The 15,959-nt window shown below is 62.0% G+C and carries 19 protein-coding genes; 2 read left to right on the top strand and 17 right to left on the bottom strand.

The features are described 5' to 3' along the window. Window positions 1-3: 3 nt before the first annotated feature. The 6 genes from K226_RS0108085 to rpsP all read right to left on the bottom strand — a co-directional run bounded on the left by K226_RS0108085 (window position 4) and on the right by rpsP (window position 4,063). A complete protein-coding gene (locus K226_RS0108085) occupies window positions 4-990 on the bottom strand; it encodes a CobD/CbiB family protein (RefSeq protein ID WP_024814323.1) in 987 nt (328 codons plus the stop codon). A 58-nt stretch (window positions 991-1,048) separates the two neighbouring features. Continuing rightward, a complete protein-coding gene (locus tag K226_RS0108080) occupies window positions 1,049-1,768 on the bottom strand; it encodes a CoA pyrophosphatase (RefSeq protein WP_024814322.1) in 720 nt (239 codons plus the stop codon). Window positions 1,769-1,865: 97 nt separating this feature from the next. Further along, window positions 1,866-2,252 (bottom strand): 50S ribosomal protein L19, encoded by a 387-nt coding sequence (gene rplS, locus K226_RS0108075; RefSeq protein ID WP_024814321.1) that lies wholly within the window; start codon window positions 2,250-2,252, stop codon window positions 1,866-1,868. Window positions 2,253-2,379: 127 nt separating this feature from the next. Next, window positions 2,380-3,138, bottom strand: coding sequence for a tRNA (guanosine(37)-N1)-methyltransferase TrmD (trmD, locus tag K226_RS0108070; RefSeq protein ID WP_024814320.1), 759 nt, complete (start codon window positions 3,136-3,138; stop codon window positions 2,380-2,382). Between the two features lie 28 nt (window positions 3,139-3,166). After that, window positions 3,167-3,736, bottom strand: coding sequence for a ribosome maturation factor RimM (gene rimM, locus K226_RS0108065; RefSeq protein ID WP_024814319.1), 570 nt, complete (start codon window positions 3,734-3,736; stop codon window positions 3,167-3,169). Window positions 3,737-3,811: 75 nt separating this feature from the next. Next, the gene (gene rpsP / locus K226_RS0108060; protein ID WP_024814318.1) at window positions 3,812-4,063 is read right to left on the bottom strand and encodes a 30S ribosomal protein S16; all 252 of its coding nucleotides are present in this window, start codon (window positions 4,061-4,063) and stop codon (window positions 3,812-3,814) included. Window positions 4,064-4,210: 147 nt separating this feature from the next. On the opposite strand from rpsP, the gene K226_RS0108055 reads away from it, so the two are divergent. Both K226_RS0108055 and K226_RS0108050 read left to right on the top strand, forming a co-directional pair. Next, entirely contained in the window at window positions 4,211-4,732 is a 522-nt protein-coding gene (locus K226_RS0108055) for a GNAT family N-acetyltransferase (RefSeq protein ID WP_024814317.1), read from the top strand. A 90-nt stretch (window positions 4,733-4,822) separates the two neighbouring features. Beyond that, window positions 4,823-5,269 (top strand): hypothetical protein, encoded by a 447-nt coding sequence (locus K226_RS0108050; protein WP_024814316.1) that lies wholly within the window; start codon window positions 4,823-4,825, stop codon window positions 5,267-5,269. Between the two features lie 29 nt (window positions 5,270-5,298). Here K226_RS0108050 and K226_RS0108045 read toward each other — a convergent pair whose 3' ends face one another. From K226_RS0108045 to lolA, 11 genes are all read right to left on the bottom strand, one after another. Then, window positions 5,299-6,267: an IS1595 family transposase gene (locus tag K226_RS0108045; RefSeq protein WP_024813637.1), complete on the bottom strand. Its 969-nt coding sequence runs from the start codon at window positions 6,265-6,267 to the stop codon at window positions 5,299-5,301. A gap of 164 nt (window positions 6,268-6,431) precedes the next feature. Then, window positions 6,432-7,442: an inorganic phosphate transporter gene (locus tag K226_RS0108040; RefSeq protein ID WP_024814315.1), complete on the bottom strand. Its 1,011-nt coding sequence runs from the start codon at window positions 7,440-7,442 to the stop codon at window positions 6,432-6,434. 18 nt (window positions 7,443-7,460) lie between these two features. Continuing rightward, the gene (locus tag K226_RS0108035) at window positions 7,461-8,108 is read right to left on the bottom strand and encodes a DUF47 domain-containing protein (RefSeq protein WP_024814314.1); all 648 of its coding nucleotides are present in this window, start codon (window positions 8,106-8,108) and stop codon (window positions 7,461-7,463) included. Between the two features lie 148 nt (window positions 8,109-8,256). Next, the gene (locus K226_RS0108030) at window positions 8,257-8,619 is read right to left on the bottom strand and encodes a DMT family protein (RefSeq protein ID WP_024814313.1); all 363 of its coding nucleotides are present in this window, start codon (window positions 8,617-8,619) and stop codon (window positions 8,257-8,259) included. Window positions 8,620-8,801: 182 nt separating this feature from the next. After that, window positions 8,802-9,530, bottom strand: a complete 729-nt coding sequence (locus tag K226_RS0108025) for an ABC transporter ATP-binding protein (RefSeq protein ID WP_024814312.1) — start codon at window positions 9,528-9,530, stop codon at window positions 8,802-8,804. 2 nt (window positions 9,531-9,532) lie between these two features. After that, complete coding sequence (locus K226_RS0108020; protein ID WP_024814311.1) at window positions 9,533-10,315, bottom strand: ABC transporter ATP-binding protein; 783 nt, start codon at window positions 10,313-10,315, stop codon at window positions 9,533-9,535. A 20-nt stretch (window positions 10,316-10,335) separates the two neighbouring features. Beyond that, a complete protein-coding gene (locus K226_RS0108015; protein ID WP_024814310.1) occupies window positions 10,336-11,412 on the bottom strand; it encodes an ABC transporter ATP-binding protein in 1,077 nt (358 codons plus the stop codon). 13 nt (window positions 11,413-11,425) lie between these two features. Further along, window positions 11,426-12,355: a branched-chain amino acid ABC transporter permease gene (locus K226_RS0108010; RefSeq protein WP_024814309.1), complete on the bottom strand. Its 930-nt coding sequence runs from the start codon at window positions 12,353-12,355 to the stop codon at window positions 11,426-11,428. Between the two features lie 347 nt (window positions 12,356-12,702). Further along, window positions 12,703-14,037, bottom strand: a complete 1,335-nt coding sequence (locus tag K226_RS0108005) for a replication-associated recombination protein A (RefSeq protein ID WP_024814308.1) — start codon at window positions 14,035-14,037, stop codon at window positions 12,703-12,705. Between the two features lie 47 nt (window positions 14,038-14,084). Next, a complete protein-coding gene (locus K226_RS0108000; protein WP_035240923.1) occupies window positions 14,085-14,996 on the bottom strand; it encodes a hypothetical protein in 912 nt (303 codons plus the stop codon). Window positions 14,997-15,288: 292 nt separating this feature from the next. Then, window positions 15,289-15,921 (bottom strand): outer membrane lipoprotein chaperone LolA, encoded by a 633-nt coding sequence (gene lolA / locus K226_RS0107995; RefSeq protein WP_024814306.1) that lies wholly within the window; start codon window positions 15,919-15,921, stop codon window positions 15,289-15,291. Window positions 15,922-15,959 lie beyond the last annotated feature (38 nt).

Below are 15,959 nucleotides of genomic sequence, written 5' to 3'. Positions count from 1 at the left end.
CGGTCAACCCAGCAGGCGCGCCAAGGTCAACAGCGCCAGCAGCAGCATCCACACCACCACGGAGCGCCAGACCAGGCCCACCACGCTGCGCAGATGCCCCACCTCGGGCTCGCGGCCAGGAGTGCTGTCGCTGTCGCCCATGTCGGCCTCTATTTCGAGCCCCTGCGGTGTCTGAAGGTCGGCACGGGCACGCAGGGCCTCGCCGCCAAGCCGCACATTGATGGCCCCCGCCGTGGCGGCCAGCACCACGCCATCGTTGTCATTGGGAAAGCGCTGCGCATGAAAGCGCCAGCCCTCGATGGCTTCTTCAAAACTGCCCACCACGGCAAAACTCAAAGCGGTCATGCGCGCAGGCAGCCAGTCGATGATGGTCCAGGCCCGCACCGAGGCTTGCTGCAACGACTGGCTGGCAGGTTGTGCGCCCGAGCGCTCCCTGTGATGCCAGTGGCGCGAGACAAATTCGGCCAGCCGGTACAGCACCGCACCACTAGGCCCCAGGCCCAGTGCAGCCAGCACAGAAAACCATGCCAGCACACCAAACACATACCGGTGCGCCGCCAACACCGAGTATTCGATCACATGGCGCACGATCTCGCTGCGCGGCAGCGCGCCGACATCCACCTGCTGCCAATGGGCCAGGCGCTCACGCGCACGATCTTCATCGCCCTCTTCCAGCGCATCACGGATGCCGGTGAAATGGTGGCTGAACTGGCGAAACCCCAGGGTGACATACAGCACCGCCACACTCCAGACCACCGCAAACGGCCATCCCAGCAGCAACATCAGCAACCAGTGAATTCCGAGGGTGACCAGCGCCGGTACCAGCACAGCCAGGCCCCAAGCCACCCAGCCGTGGTGCGGCTTGCCCGCGTCAAAGTTGCGGCTGACTGAAAGGGCCCACGCGCGGAGCCCCGCGTGGATGGGGTTGGTGCGAGCCAGAGGACGGGCCTGCTCGATCAGCAGAGCGAACAGGATGGCAAAGAAACTCATGGAGGGCAATGATACTGGCGTAGCGTGCATTTGGGCCGCACGAGCGCTCGCCCCGCCATCACGCCAGCATGAATCGATAAAAATTGCGCAACATACCGGCCGTGGCACCCCAGATATAACGATTCTTTTCGCCATCCTGGTAGGGCATGGAGAACCACTCGCGGCGCACACCCTCCCACTCGAACATGTGGCGCTGATGGTGGGCAGGATTCAGCAAAAACGCCAGGGGCACCTCGAACACATCGGCCACTTCGTAGGGGTTGGGGTGCAGCACGCAGTCGGGCTGCACCAGCGCCACCACCGGGGTGATGATGAACGATGAACCGGTGACATAGGTGGGCAGCACGCCCAGCACTTCGACAAAGCGCCGCTCCAGGCCCACTTCTTCCTCGGCCTCGCGCAAGGCCGTATCAGCGGTGGAGACATCTTCCGCGTCCGCCCGTCCACCGGGAAAAGCCACCTGGCCCGAATGGGTGGACAGGTGCGCCGTCCGCTGCGTCAGCAGCACCATGGGCTGCTCGCGCAGCACGATAGGCACCAGCACGGAGGCGTGGGCAGGCTGGCGATTCATGAATTTCTTTTCCAGCACCACCTCAGGCGTCCAAAGCGGTGGGTGGGCAAAGCGCGCCCGCAGGGCCTGCGGTGTCTGTGCGTGTACCGGAACAGCGGGCAGATGCGCATCCACCCCCACCACCGGAACGGCACGGGGATCAAAATCGGGCAGCGTCGAAAGCGACGCAGGCGTGACCGATGGAGCAGGAATGGGCGACGGATTCACGACAAGCCAGGAACACACGGCACAAGGGCCGCAAAAAACAAAAAGCCGCTACAGGCAGATGCTGTAGCGGCTCCGGTCAGGGGAAGTTGCCTGTGCCTTATGCGGCGACGGGTGCAGCCACCTTGACACGCGAAGGCAGCTTTTCCTTGATACGTGCCGACTTGCCGCTGCGCTCACGCAGGTAGTACAGCTTGGCGCGGCGCACGTCACCACGGCGCTTGACTTCGATCTTGGCGATCAGGGGACTGTAGGTCTGGAACGTGCGCTCCACGCCTTCGCCGCTGGAAATCTTGCGCACCGTGAAACCGCTGTTCAGGCCGCGATTGCGCTTGGCAATCACCACGCCTTCGTAGGCCTGCACGCGCTTGCGCGTGCCTTCAACCACGTTCACGCTCACGATGACCGTGTCGCCAGGGGCAAACACGGGAATGGTCTTGTTCAAGCGGGCAATTTCTTCCGCTTCCAGGGTCTGGATCAGGTTCATTTTGGTGTCCAACGATCTTGTCCGCGCCAAAAATGGCTGCGTCGGGATTGACGTCTCAGTGTTTTGCGGGAGAACTCCCTGTCAAAACGGCCGGGCAGAGGATCGAAAAGCTTTTGATTATAGCAATTCAGCCGAGCTTGGCCAATACCGCTTCATCGGCGGGTACCAGGCGCCCCGCCTCGCGCGCAGCATCGATCAGGTCGGGCCGGTGCTTTGCGGTGATGACCAGGCGCTGATCGCGCCGCCAGCGCTCAATCTGCGCGTGGTGCCCGGACATCAGCGGCGCGGGCACCGAACGCCCCGCCCATTCCTCGGGGCGGGTGTAGTGGGGGCAATCGAGCAGGCCATCGAGCGCCGGATTGAAGCTGTCGAGCTGGTGGCTACCCTCATCGTTGAGCACGCCGGGTTGCAACCGCGCCACGGCATCCAGCAAGGCCATGGCCGCAATTTCACCACCCGACAGCACGAAATCACCCAGGCTCATCTGCACATCGACATGGGCGTCGATGAAGCGCTGATCGATGCCTTCGTAGCGCCCACACAACAAAACAGCGCCCGCACTGGCCGACCAGCGCTCTACCGCCGCGTGGTTAAGGGTTTCGCCGATGGGCGAAAAAAGGACCAGCGGCGCCTGGGCGTCTTCGGGTTCGCCGCGTTCGGCCCGGATGGCGGCAAGGCACCGCGCCAGCGGTTCGGCCAGCATCACCATGCCGGGGCCACCGCCAAAGGGGCGGTCGTCCACGCGACGGTAGTTGCCTTCGGCATGGTCGCGCGGATTCCACAGATGCACATCGACCTGCCCGCTGGCATAGGCGCGGCGGGTTACGCCGCCGGCCAGAAACGGCGCAAACAACTCCGGGAACAGGGTGATGATGTCAAAACGCATGGTGCGCGGCTCGCCGGAGCCAGGCCGGTCAGTAGTCAGGCTGCCAGTCAACCGTGATGCGTTTCTCGGGCAGATCCACCTTGTCGACAAATGCCGAGACGAACGGAATCATGCGCTCCAGGGACTTGCCGTCCTGCTCATAGGCTAGCACCAGCACCGTCTGCGGGCCGGTGGACATCAGCTCCTGCACCTGGCCCAGCGCCACGCCTTCGCGGTTGACAACCTGAAGACCGATCAAATCGACCCAGTAATACTCGTCTTGCGTGGTAGCAGGAAAGCTCGAACGGGGCACAAAGATGCGCGCGCCACGCAGCGCCTCTGCGGCATCACGGTCATCAATGCCCTGCGCCCAGGCCACCACCGTGTCGGAGTGGACCTTGGACTGGCGAATCAGCAACAGCACCGTGCCAGAGAATGTCTTGGCCCCGCGCTCGGAGGGCTGCAAATACCAGCGCTTCGCCGCAAACAACGCCTCTGCATTGGCACTGTGGGACAACACCTTGAACCAGCCCTTGACGCCCCAGGCGTCGGCAATGCGCCCGACCTCAACAGCATCGGCAGGGAGTTCGGCGGGTTCGAGCGTCAGGGTTGCGGCCATGGTGTACCTCGTGAAAAAAAGAAAAGGGCGGGTTCCGCCGGGCAAGCCAACGGAACCCGCCCTTTTCGGGGGACTTTAAGCAGCCTTCTTGGCGGCTTGCTTGATCAGGCGGTCCACCGTAGGCGAAGACTGGGCGCCCACGCTCTTCCAGTACGTCAGACGGTCTTGCACGATGCGCAGGCCTTCTTCGTTTTCCTTGGCGGTGGGGTTGTAGAAACCGATGCGCTCGATAAAGCGGCCATCACGGCGCACGCGCTTGTCGGCAACGACGATGTTGAAGAAAGGACGACCTTTGGAGCCGCCGCGGGAAAGTCGAATGACGACCATGATTTATCCTTCGGGTGGTGAACTCCGGCAACATTTGCCTTGAGCCACAGTATTTGCAACCATATTCGCAACGCTTGAGACACGCGACATGGCCACCCGGCCAGCGACACGCTGCAAAGCCCGCGATTATATCCATTTCCCCCTTTCATGCCCAATATTCGTCCCAGCACCGACAGCGATATTCCCGCCATCACTGCCATTTACCAACACCATGTGCTGCACGGCACGGGCACATTCGAGATCGATCCACCCACCGAAGCCGACATGGCGACACGCCGCGCGGACGTGCTGGCGCGCGGTCTGCCTTGGCTCGTGGCCGAAAAAGAAGGGCAGATTCTGGGCTTTGCCTATGCCAACTGGTTCAAGCCACGCCCGGCCTACCGCTTCTCGGCCGAGGACTCGATTTATGTGGCCGACAGCACACGCGGCATGGGCGTAGGGCGCAAGCTGCTGGCAGAACTGGCGTTGCAGGCCGAAGCCGCCGGCGTGCGCAAGCTGCTGGCCGTGATTGGCGATTCGGCCAACGCCGGTTCGATCGGATTGCACCGTGCGCTGGGCTTCACCGACGTGGGCACCCTGCGGTCGATGGGCTGGAAGTTCGGCGCCTGGCGCGACATCGTGCTGATGGAAAAGACCCTGGGCGCCGGCGATACCACTTCGCCGGAATAATCGAGGCATGAAACATTACCCCCACGCTCCCCACTTCGTGTGGTCGCTGCCCCCCGAGGGGGCCGCTTTTCATCTTGGGGCGGCCCGGCGATGAAAAACAAAACCGTGGCGGCCTGGCTCGCCTTTGTGGGCGGGCCTTTGGGCCTGCACCGCTTTTATCTGCATGGCCTTTCCGACATGATCGGCTGGCTGCTGCCCATTCCCACGGCACTGGGCCTGTACGGCATCCAGCGGGTGCAGGCGCTGGGGCAGGATGATCACTACAGCTGGGTGCTGATCCCGCTGCTCGGTTTCACCATCGCAGGCTGTGCGCTGCAAGCCATTCTGTATGGCCTCATGGCCCCCGAGAAATGGAATGACCGCTTCAACCCGGCGGCCGCACCGGACGCGCCTGCTGGCCGCACCCGGTGGGCCACCATTTTCGCCATCGGCCTCGCGCTGATGATCGGCACGACCGTGTTGATGGCCAGTCTGGCGTTCAGCTTTCAGCGCTACTTTGAATACCAGATCGAGGAAGCACGCAAGATCTCTCAATAACGGCTGATTTCAAGCAAAAAGAGGCTCTTCTAGCGAATACTAGTGACGCCTTGATTTCCCATGGCCGCCTCCAGCACCTGCGCGGGCTGCGGCCCCATGGGGCCTGATCGGTCCAACATCCTGAACCAGCCCAGGTACGAGTCGAGGTATTTCGTCGCAACGCCCTTGAAGCGCTGCATCCACCCGCGCAGCCTGCTGACATAGGCATTGACGTTTTGCACATGCCAGGGGCCTCTCACGCGGTTGCCCCGGCTTACGTTCACCGCCTGGTGCTGCACGCCCAGTGCCCGCGCGGCGCTGGCCAGCGTGATGCTGCCATCGGTGCACAGGATGGTGTCCGGCGCCAGCAAAGGCTTGAGCGCCGCTTGCACACTCACCGCCATGTTCGTCTGCAGGATGAGGTTGGCCGTTGCTCCGGCTCGGTCTCGCGCCATCAGCACCGGGGTGTACTCCGAACCCTTGCAGCCAGCCAGCGCCTTACCGCCGCGCCGGCGAGGACGGCGCAGCAACCCTCTGTGTCCCTTGCAGGAGGCCAGGAAGTAGGACTCATCGGCCTCGGCGATGCCCACAAGCTGGCGTGCCTGCACGCTCTTGGGGCAGGCAAGAAAGCGGTGGCGCCACCGAAAGGCCGTGCTTTGCGCCACGCCCAGACGCTGGGCGACCTGGTTGAGCGAGAGCCCTTCGCCCAGGGCCTGTGCCTGGCCCATCCACTTGTCTCGCAGATGCAGCCGCGCAAGCGGTGTACCTGTCAATGCATTGAACGTGCGTGCGCACTGGCGGCACTTGAAGCGTTGCAGCCCGTTGGCTGAGCCGTTCTTGACGAGCAAGGAGTTGCTGCAGTGCGGACAGGCTCGGGGGGCGCAGTTGTGTGTTTCTACAACGGCGATGGACTGACTGTGATCGAGCAGCGCCTGCAGGGAGCTTGCCAGTTGTTGGCGCTGGTGGTGCGTCAGCTGGGGCAGGCTGTGGATCAAACGCGTCATCTGTTGCTGTCGCATGGCCTTCTCCTGAGGCTGACGCACGAGCGTCATGCTTTGGAGATGGGGGCGCAGCGGGGCGGTTAAAGACTCATCACTAGCATTCGCTAGAAGAGCCCAAAAAGAGCTGAAAGCGCTTTATTGACAAGCGCCTGCAGCTCTTTTTTTGATAGCAAATTGCAGAATCAATACAGCTGCAGACTGACCCAGTAGGCAATGGCCGCAACAAAGGCGCTGGCCGGAATGGTCAGAACCCAGGCCCAGATGATGTTGCCCGCCACGCCCCAGCGCACCGCGCTGGCGCGCTGCGTGGAGCCCACGCCGACAATGGCGCCGGTGATGGTGTGCGTAGTGGACACGGGAATCCCCATCGCGGTGGCCAGGAACAGCGTCATCGCCCCGCCCGTCTCGGCGCAGAACCCGCCCACGGGCTTGAGCTTGGTAATTTTCTGCCCCATCGTTTTCACGATGCGCCAGCCACCGAACATCGTGCCCAAACCGATGGCCAGGTAACAGCTCACGATGGTCCACGTGGGCGGAGAGGCATCCGCGGTCGACGCATAACCCGTGGCGATCAGCAGCAGCCAGATGATGCCGATGGTCTTTTGGGCATCGTTACCACCGTGCCCGAGGCTATAGGCTCCGGCCGATACCAGTTGCAGGCGGCGAAACCACTTGTCCACCCTGCTGGGGCGTGCGCGCCTGAACATCCATGACACCGCAACCATCATCAGCGAGCCCAGCAAAAAGCCCAGCAATGGCGACACAAAAATGAAGGCCACCGTCTTGAGGATGCCGGTGGACACCAGCGAGCCGGCACCCGCCTTGGCGATCACGGCACCCACGATGCCGCCAATCAGCGCATGCGAGGAGCTGCTGGGAATTCCGTAGTACCAGGTGATCACGTTCCAGGTGATCGCCCCCACCAGCGCGCCAAACACCACATGGGTGTCCACCACGCCCGGCTGGACAATGCCTTTGCCCACCGTGGCCGCCACGCTCAGGTGAAAGACAAAAATGGCCACCACGTTGAAGAACGCGGCAAACAGGACGGCCTGGGCAGGTTTGAGCACGCCGGTGGACACCACCGTGGCGATCGAATTGGCGGCGTCGTGAAACCCGTTCATGAAATCGAACAGGAGCGCCAAGACAACGAGCAGAACCACAACCCACAGGGCTGCTTGTACGGTTTCCATGTTGATCCGCCCGGTTGGTCAGGAGTTTTCGAGGACGATGCCCTCGATGCAGTTGGCCACGTCCTCGCACTTGTCGGTGATGGTCTCCAGCAGCTCGTAAATGGCCTTGAGCTTGATTACCTCGCGCACATCGGGCTCTTCGCGAAACAGCTTGCTCATGGCGCTGCGCATCACGCGGTCGGCGTCGCTTTCGAGGCGGTCGATTTCTTCACAGGTCTTGAGCGCGGCTTCCGCCACGGCCGGGTCCGCAATCTTGCCCAGCAGCCTCACGGCGTCGCGCAGACGCTCGCAGCATTTCAGGCTCAGATCGGTCAGGCGCGTGATCTCCTCGGTCATGTGGTGCACGTCGTACAGCGCCATGGTCTCGGCCGAATCCTGGATCAGGTCGGCCACATCGTCCATGGTGTTGATGAGCGAGTGGATCTGCTCACGGTCGATCGGCGTGATGAACGTCTTGTGGATCAGCCGATTGACATCCTGGGTGACGCGGTCGGCAGCGCGCTCTGCGTTGTCCACGTCCTGGTTGTACTTGTCGCGCAGGTGGGGATCACTGTAGTTGGCCACCAGCTGCGAAAAGGCCCGGGCGGCCTCGACGATGCGGTCCGCATGCTGGTTGAACATTTCGAAAAAATTGCCTTCGCGCGGCAATAGCTTGCCAAACAGCATGGGAGCTCCTAGGACGGATCGGAATAAAAATGGCCACTTACCATCCGTTCATGACGGAAGAGTGACCAATTTGTGACATTTAAGAATGCGCGAAGTTTAACCGCCCGCCAATTCACGCCCGGCGCAGACGCTGCGCGCCACACCAAAATCACCCGCTGCGGAAGATGAAATACACCGCACCCAGCATGCACAGGCCCGCCCACAGGTAGTCCCATTTCAGGGGCTGGTCGAGATAAAACACCGCAAAAGGCACAAAAACCGACAGCGTGATGACTTCTTGCAAGATCTTGAGCTGCCCCACATTGAACTGCGTGTAGCCGATGCGGTTGGCGGGCACCTGCAGCAGATACTCGAACAGCGCAATGCCCCAGCTGACCACTGCCGCCATGTACCAGGGCGATGTGGCCATGTTCTTCAGGTGGCCATACCAGGCAAACGTCATGAAGACATTGCCGGCCACCAGCAACATCACGGTTTGCAGACCAACGGGAAGCGATTGCAGATAGTTCATGGACACCATGCCATAGAGCGATAAAAACAAAATACAAGCCAAATACGGCTCTAGCCCTTATTTAATAAGCGCAAATAGCTATAAATAATATAGCATTTTACATCCACCAGGCGGTCACAAAAAAAGGCACTGCCGCCACGGCAGTGCCTTTGAAAGAACGCCAGCGCCCGCAGGCGCCTCGCTCACTCGCCTAGGTAGGCGGCGCGCACGCGCGGGTCGCTCAGTAATTCCTGGCCAGGGCCGGTCATGGTGATCAGACCCGACTCCATCACGTAGCCGCGGTCGGCAATGGCCAGTGCGCGGCTGGCATTTTGCTCGACCAGCAAGATGGTGACGCCGAGCTGGTACACGTCGCGCACCACCTCAAAGATCTTGTCCACCATGATGGGCGACAGGCCCATGGAGGGCTCGTCGAGCAGCAGCACCTTGGGCTGGCTCATCAGCGCGCGGCCCATGGCCAGCATTTGCTGCTCGCCACCCGACATGGTGCCGGCCAGCTGGTCCTTGCGCTCGCGCAGGCGCGGGAAGATGGTGAACATCTTCTCGATGTCTGCCGCAATGCCCGCCTTGTCGTTGCGAATGTAGGCGCCCATCTGCAGGTTCTCGGTGATGGTCATGCGCGCAAACACGCCGCGGCCCTCAGGCACCATCACCAGGCCCTTTTTCACCAGGTCCCACGCGCCCTTGCCCTTGATGCTTTCGCCCAGGTACAGGATGTCGCCATCGTTGATGGGCAGCGTGCCGGTGATGGCCTTCATGGTGGTGGTCTTGCCGGCGCCGTTGGAGCCGATCAGCGACACGAGCTCACCTTCGCGCACCTCGAAGTCCACACCCTTGACGGCCTGGATACCGCCGTAGGCCACTTTCAGGTTCTTCACCTGCAGCAGAACCTTGTTGGATTTTTCGGCCATTCTCAGTGTCCTCCGGTGCCCAGATAGGCCTCAATCACTTTTTCGTTCTTCTGCACGGTGGCAGGCGTGCCTTCTGCAATCTGCTTGCCGTAGTCGAGCACCGTCACGCGGTCGCACAGGCCCATCACCAGCTTCACGTCGTGCTCGATCAGCAAGATGGTGCGGTTGTCGTTGCGAATGCGGTCGATCAGTTCGCGCAGCTGCACCTTTTCGGTGGCGTTCATGCCGGCGGCGGGCTCGTCCAGCGCGATCAGCTGGGGGTCGGTGGCCAGGGCCCGGGCAATCTCCAGGCGGCGTTGGTCGCCGTAGCTCAGGGTGCGCGCCTTGTAGTCGGCAAACTTGCCAATGCCCACGTATTCAAGCAGCTCTTGCGCCCGCTTGGCAATGGCAGCCTCTTCTTCCTTGAAGCTCTTGGTGCGCAGCACGGCGCCCAGCAGGCCCGATTTGGTGCGGATATGGCGGCCCACCATCACGTTCTCCAGGGCCGTCATTTCGGCGAACAGGCGAATGTTCTGGAAGGTGCGGGCGATGCCCGCCTTGGCCACTTCGTGCACGGCCGTGGGCTCGTAGGGCTTGCCCGCGAGCTCGAACGTGCCGCTGTCGGGCGTGTACAGGCCGGTGATCACGTTGAAAAACGTGGTCTTGCCTGCGCCGTTGGGGCCGATCAGGCCATAAACCTGGCCGCGTTCAATGGTGATGCCCACGTCGGACAGCGCCTGCAAGCCGCCAAAGCGCTTGGAGATGCCGGCAACCCGCAGCACCACATCTTTGTTTTGTTCTGCCATGTTTTCGCTCTCTGTGGTGTTCAGGTCTTCTGTGTGAGGCTCTTGCCGCGCTCGGGCGCTGGCCACAGACCACGGGGACGCAACAGCATGATGACGATCATGGCCAGCGCGATGAGCAGCTGGCGCAGGATGGCAGAGTCAATGCGCCCGTCGGTCATGGCCTGCAGCGGGCCGGCCACATAGCGCAGCACCTCGGGCAGGGCCGACAGCAGCACGGCGCCCAGAATCACGCCGGGAATGTGGCCAATGCCGCCCAGCACCACCATGGCGACGATCATGACCGACTCCATCAGGCTGAACGACTCGGGCGAGACAAAGCCCTGAAAGGCACCGAACATGGCGCCCGACACGCCGCCGAACGAGGCGCCCATGCCAAAGGCCAGCAGCTTCATGTTGCGCGTGTTGATGCCCATGGCCTTGGCGGCGATTTCGTCTTCGCGGATGGCCATCCAGGCGCGGCCGATGCGCGAGTCCTGCAGGCGGTAGCAAATGATGACGCTGACGACCACCAGCACCAGGAACAGGTAGTAGTAGAGCGTGACGGAGTTGATGTCAAAGCCAAACAGCTCCAGCCGCTTGCCCAGATCGAGCCCGAAGATCTTGACCGAGTCGATCTGGCCCATGCCCTTGGGGCCGTTGGTCAGGTTGACGGGGTGATCGAGGTTGTTCAGGAAGATGCGGATGATTTCGCCAAAGCCCAGGGTCACGATGGCCAGGTAATCGCCGCGCAGCTTGAGCGTCGGAGCCCCCAGCACCGCCCCGAAGATCGCCGCCACCAGCGCCGCCAGTGGTATCACGAGCCACAGCGAGGTGTGCAGCCCGTTGGGAAACATGGCGGCAAATGCCGCAAAGTTGTCCGCCAGGTGCGGCGATGCCATCAGGGCAAACAGGTAGGCACCCACGGCATAAAACGCCACATAGCCCAGGTCGAGCAGGCCGGCATAGCCGACCACGATGTTCAGGCCCAGGGCCAGCATCACATAGAGCAGCGCCAGGTCGGCAATGCGCACCCAGGCGTTGCCGAAATATTGCAGGATCAGTGGCAAGACCAGCAAGGCAATGCCGCCCAGGATCCAGTTGAGTTTGGTGTTTTTCATGGTCTGGTGCTCCTCAGGCGCGATCCGCCACACGCTCACCCAGCAGGCCCGAGGGGCGCAGCGTCAGGATGATGATGAGCACGATGAACGCAAAGATGTCGGTGTAGTGGCTGCCCAGCACACCGCCCGTGAGCGCACCGATGTAGCCCGAACCGATGGCCTCGATCAGGCCCAGCAGGATGCCCCCCACCACGGCGCCGGCCAGATTGCCGATGCCGCCAAAAACCGCTGCCGTGAAGGCCTTGAGCCCCGGCAGGAAGCCCATGGTGTGCTGCGCCGTGCCATAGTTGGATGCATACATGATGCCGGCGATGGCGGCCAGAATGGCGCCGATGATGAAGGTGGCCGAAATCACCATGTCGGGTTTGACACCCATGAGCGAGGCCACGCGGGGGTTTTCTGCCGTGGCACGCATGGCGCGGCCGAGCTTGGTGTAATTCACCAGGTACATAAGCGCAGCCAGGGCCACCACGGTCACGCCCAGAATCAAAATCTGGGTGGATGTGATGACCGCCCCGCCCACCTCGAACGGCGCGGCCGGCAGCAAGGTGGGGTACGACTTGTAGTTGGGCTTCCAGATGATCATGGCCAGCGTCTGCAGCAGGATCGACATGCCGATGGCCGTGATCAGCGGCGCCAGGCGCGGGCTGGTGCGCAGCGGTTTGTAAGCCACCTTCTCGATCACGAAATTGAGCGTGGCAGCCACAACGCAGGCAATGATGGTGGCCAGCAGCAGGATGAGCCAGCCGGGGGCGCCTGGCATGGCGTCCTGCATGAGCCCTATGCAACTCCAACTGGTGAGAGCGCCGACCATGAGCACTTCGCCATGGGCAAAATTGATCAGCTGAATAATGCCGTACACCATCGTGTAGCCCAAGGCTATCAAGGCGTACATGCTGCCGAGAACCAGACCGTTGATGATCTGCTGCAGCAAAATGTCCATAAGAGAAGTCCTTCGTTTGTGACGTACCCACCGCTTTGGCACCGAAATCGGTACAGCCTTGTGGGCCCGACTGCCATGTAGCAAAAAACCCGCCAGGAGTGCAGCTGTGCGGGTTTGAGGACGGGATTGTAGCGAGTAGTCTGTGGCCGCCCGGGCCCCGGTCGGCGGGGTTTTCCCTTGGGTTTCAGGCCCATCAGCCGGGGACGCCGCCCATAAGCAAGATTGATGGACCTATCGCACAGGTTGTGCAGATTTATCTGCCACAAGCGTGCCCATGCGGGTGTCGCACCGTCCCCCCAATCACCGCCGATCCTGCCTTGGCCTTCAGCGCACCCCGCAGGTTGCGTTCAAGGCGTCTGCGGATCCGGGTCGATGGCAGCGGCTGTGACAGCGACGGCCGCATTGCGCGCGCGCATGTCCCGCAGCTTTTGCGCAATCTTGATTTCCAGGCCCCGCTCGACCGGCTGGTAGAAGCCCGGCTCGTCCATGCCGTCGGGCAGGTAGCGCTCGCCGGCGGCAAAACCACCCTCCTCGTCGTGCGCGTAGCGGTAGCCCTTGCCATAGTCCAGCGCTTTCATGAGCTGGGTGGGCGCGTTGCGCAGGTGCAAGGGCACGGGGCGCGTGCTGTCCTGCTTTACCAGGGCGCGGGCGGCGTTGTAGGCCTTGTAGACGGCGTTGGACTTGGGCGCCACGGCCAGGTAGACCACGCATTCGGCCAGCGCCAGCTCGCCCTCGGGGCTGCCCAGGCGCTCGTACACCTCGGCGCAGTCGAGTGCCAGGCGCAGCGCGCGCGGGTCGGCCAGGCCAATGTCTTCGCTGGCCATGCGCACCAGGCGGCGCGCCATGTAGCGCGGGTCGGCGCCGCCGTCGAGCATGCGCACCAGCCAGTACAGCGCCGCGTCGGGGTCAGAGCCGCGCACCGATTTGTGCAGCGCGCTGATGGTGTCGTAGAACTGCTCGCCGCCTTTGTCATAGCGGCGCATGCGTTCGCCCAGCACCTTGAGCAGCCAGGCGTCGGTGATTTCGGCCAGCTGCTCCTGCTGCGCCGCCATCTCCAGCGTCTCCAGGGTGTTGAGCAGGCGCCGGGCGTCGCCGTCGGCATAGGCCACGAGGCGCTCAACCGCTTCACTATCTATAGCACGTAGCGCTTGATGTGATTGGGCCAGAGCCACAATTTGCTTCAAATCATCGACAGAGAGCGGTTGCAGCACATACACCGCCGCGCGCGACAGCAGCGCCGAGTTGACCTCAAACGACGGGTTTTCGGTGGTGGCGCCAATGAAGGTGAACAGGCCGCTTTCGACATGTGGCAAAAAGGCGTCCTGCTGGCTCTTGTTGAAGCGGTGCACTTCATCGACGAACACCAGCGTGCGCTGCTGCATCAGGCCGTCGCGAGCGCTTTCGGCCTGCAGCACCGCCTCGCGGATGTCTTTGACGCCGCCCAGCACGGCGCTGATGCTGATGAACTGCGCATCAAACGCATCGGCCATCAGCCGCGCGATGGTGGTCTTGCCCACACCCGGCGGCCCCCACAGGATGCAGCTGTGCGGCCGACCCGACTCGAACGCCAGGCGCAGCGGCATGCCCGGCCCCAGCACATGCTGCTGGCCGATGACCTCGGAGAGCTGGCGCGGGCGCAGGCGCTCGGCCAGGGGTTGGTGGGAGACTGCGGCAGGTTTCACGTTCGAAAAGCCGGCGACCGCTTTTCAAGTCGCCAGCGCATCGGTGTTCATCGGTTTTTCTTTTGCAGCTCGCTCTGGATGGCAGGCAACGCGTCTTCGTAGTTGAAGCCATTTTGTGACTTCAGCGGCGGCAAACTGACTTGCTTGTTCAACCACTCTCTCAAACTCTGACCTTCGCCGGGTCGTACCAGCGGATCATGGCTGTTACCCGGATAACGGAACGAAGTGAGGTTCTGCGGGTTGTCTTTGAACTTCTCTTCAAAGCCGACCGCGGGAAACTGTTTGCTGCCTCCAGCCCATGGGTCTAAGTCCTCGTTGGACGACCACATCGGCAATCGGGTGTCCCATTTCCACAGATGCTCATAGTGCCGGTTCACGCTCTGCTTGTGGCAGATGCCGCCCTTAACTTGGGGTTCGTTGCGATTCCAGTTATAGGTGGTTCGGCAGCCCTCACTGTGACCGCTCAAGAAAATCGGCAAGTCCGTGAGCGCTTTGATCCACCGGATCACTTCTTGAATGTCGTCGCCCCGCGCCGCGAGGCGTGCGGGGTTCTTGGCGGTGTAAATGCCCTCTGCGGCCCGCTCGCCAGCGCGTCGAAGCTGTTCTTCTGGCGATCCGCCAGGGCATCCCGTCTTGTTCCCATCGCGCGTCACGAACTCCGGCGAGACGACGGCAAAGCCTTCACGGTAGTAGAACTGCGCAATCGTGGTTTCCCAGCCCCACATGCCACCGCATCCATGGTTGTGGATGATGACGCCGCGCACGCCCGGCAACTTCTGAAGCATGACCTCGAATTTCTCGCGGTAAACCGCACCGAACAGCGGCATGTACAAAGTGCTGCGATCCAGAACATTTTTTGCCTGGGCCTTGTCGTAGGCAGGAGCATCTTTCCACTGCTGGGCATGCGCGCACGTCGCCGTGCTACCCAGCGCGAGCATGGCCAACCACGACGCGACCATGCGAGTATTCAGGCTTCGGTTTTTTGGTTTCACTGTTCCCCCCTTGAATTTGGCTTATTCATGGTTGCCCCGTGTTGCTTGCAGCACTTTGAAGAATGCGCCATGAAATCATCGCAGTTAGATTCTGCATGACAAGCGCATCCAACCCGGGTCAAGAACAGGCAGTCTGCGGAAATGGCTGCCACCGCCCCATGTCTGCGCGGATACGCTGGGGTGACGCAGATAAATTCTCAGCCAGAAGCACTGCCAGCGCTTTACCAGTAAGCGCTGAAAGCTATTATTTACGAAGCAATTACTGTTTCACTACATCCGCCCCTTGCGGCGGCTTGAACTGGAAGGTGGCGGGTGGCAGCGCTGCATTGGCCTGCATCCCGGTGAAGCGGATGGCCGAGCGCTGGCCAAAGCTGTCCAGAATGTCGAGCGCGGCCAGTTGTTCACCCACAAAGCCTACGCGCACGCTCTGCAGTTGGCCATCTTTGGTCTTGGGACGCGCCAGCACCCATTGCAGGCCATCCTGGTCGGGGGCGGCTTCCAGCGTGAAATCGGCCTTCAGCGCCGACAGGTCGGGCGCAGAGGCCAGCAGCGCGGCGGGCGTGCTGCCCAAAGCCTGGGACTGGGCACGCTGGGTGACCTGGTTCAGATCGGTGTCGTAAAGCCACAGCGTTTGCCCGTCGGCCACGATGGTCTGTTCGAAAGGCTTTTTGTAAACGAACTTGAACCGCCCCGGCCGCTGGAACTCGAATGTGCCACTGCTGGTTTTGGTGCGCGCGACCTGGCCGTCTTTCGGGGGCGAGGTGACCACCTGGGTAAAGTCGGCGCGGCCGGTCTGGCTGCCCTTCATGAAGGATTCAAGGCTTTTTAGCCCGTCAGCGCTTGCCAGCTGTGCGCCAGCTGCTATCAAAATTGCAATAGCGATTTTTTTCAACAGAAACTCCTTTGGGGTGACCGCAGGGCCGGGCTCAT

The organism is Acidovorax sp. JHL-3 (assembly GCF_000526295.1).
Taxonomy (GTDB): Bacteria; Pseudomonadota; Gammaproteobacteria; order Burkholderiales; family Burkholderiaceae_C; genus Acidovorax; species Acidovorax defluvii.
This window is presented reverse-complemented; position numbering and strand designations above follow the sequence as displayed.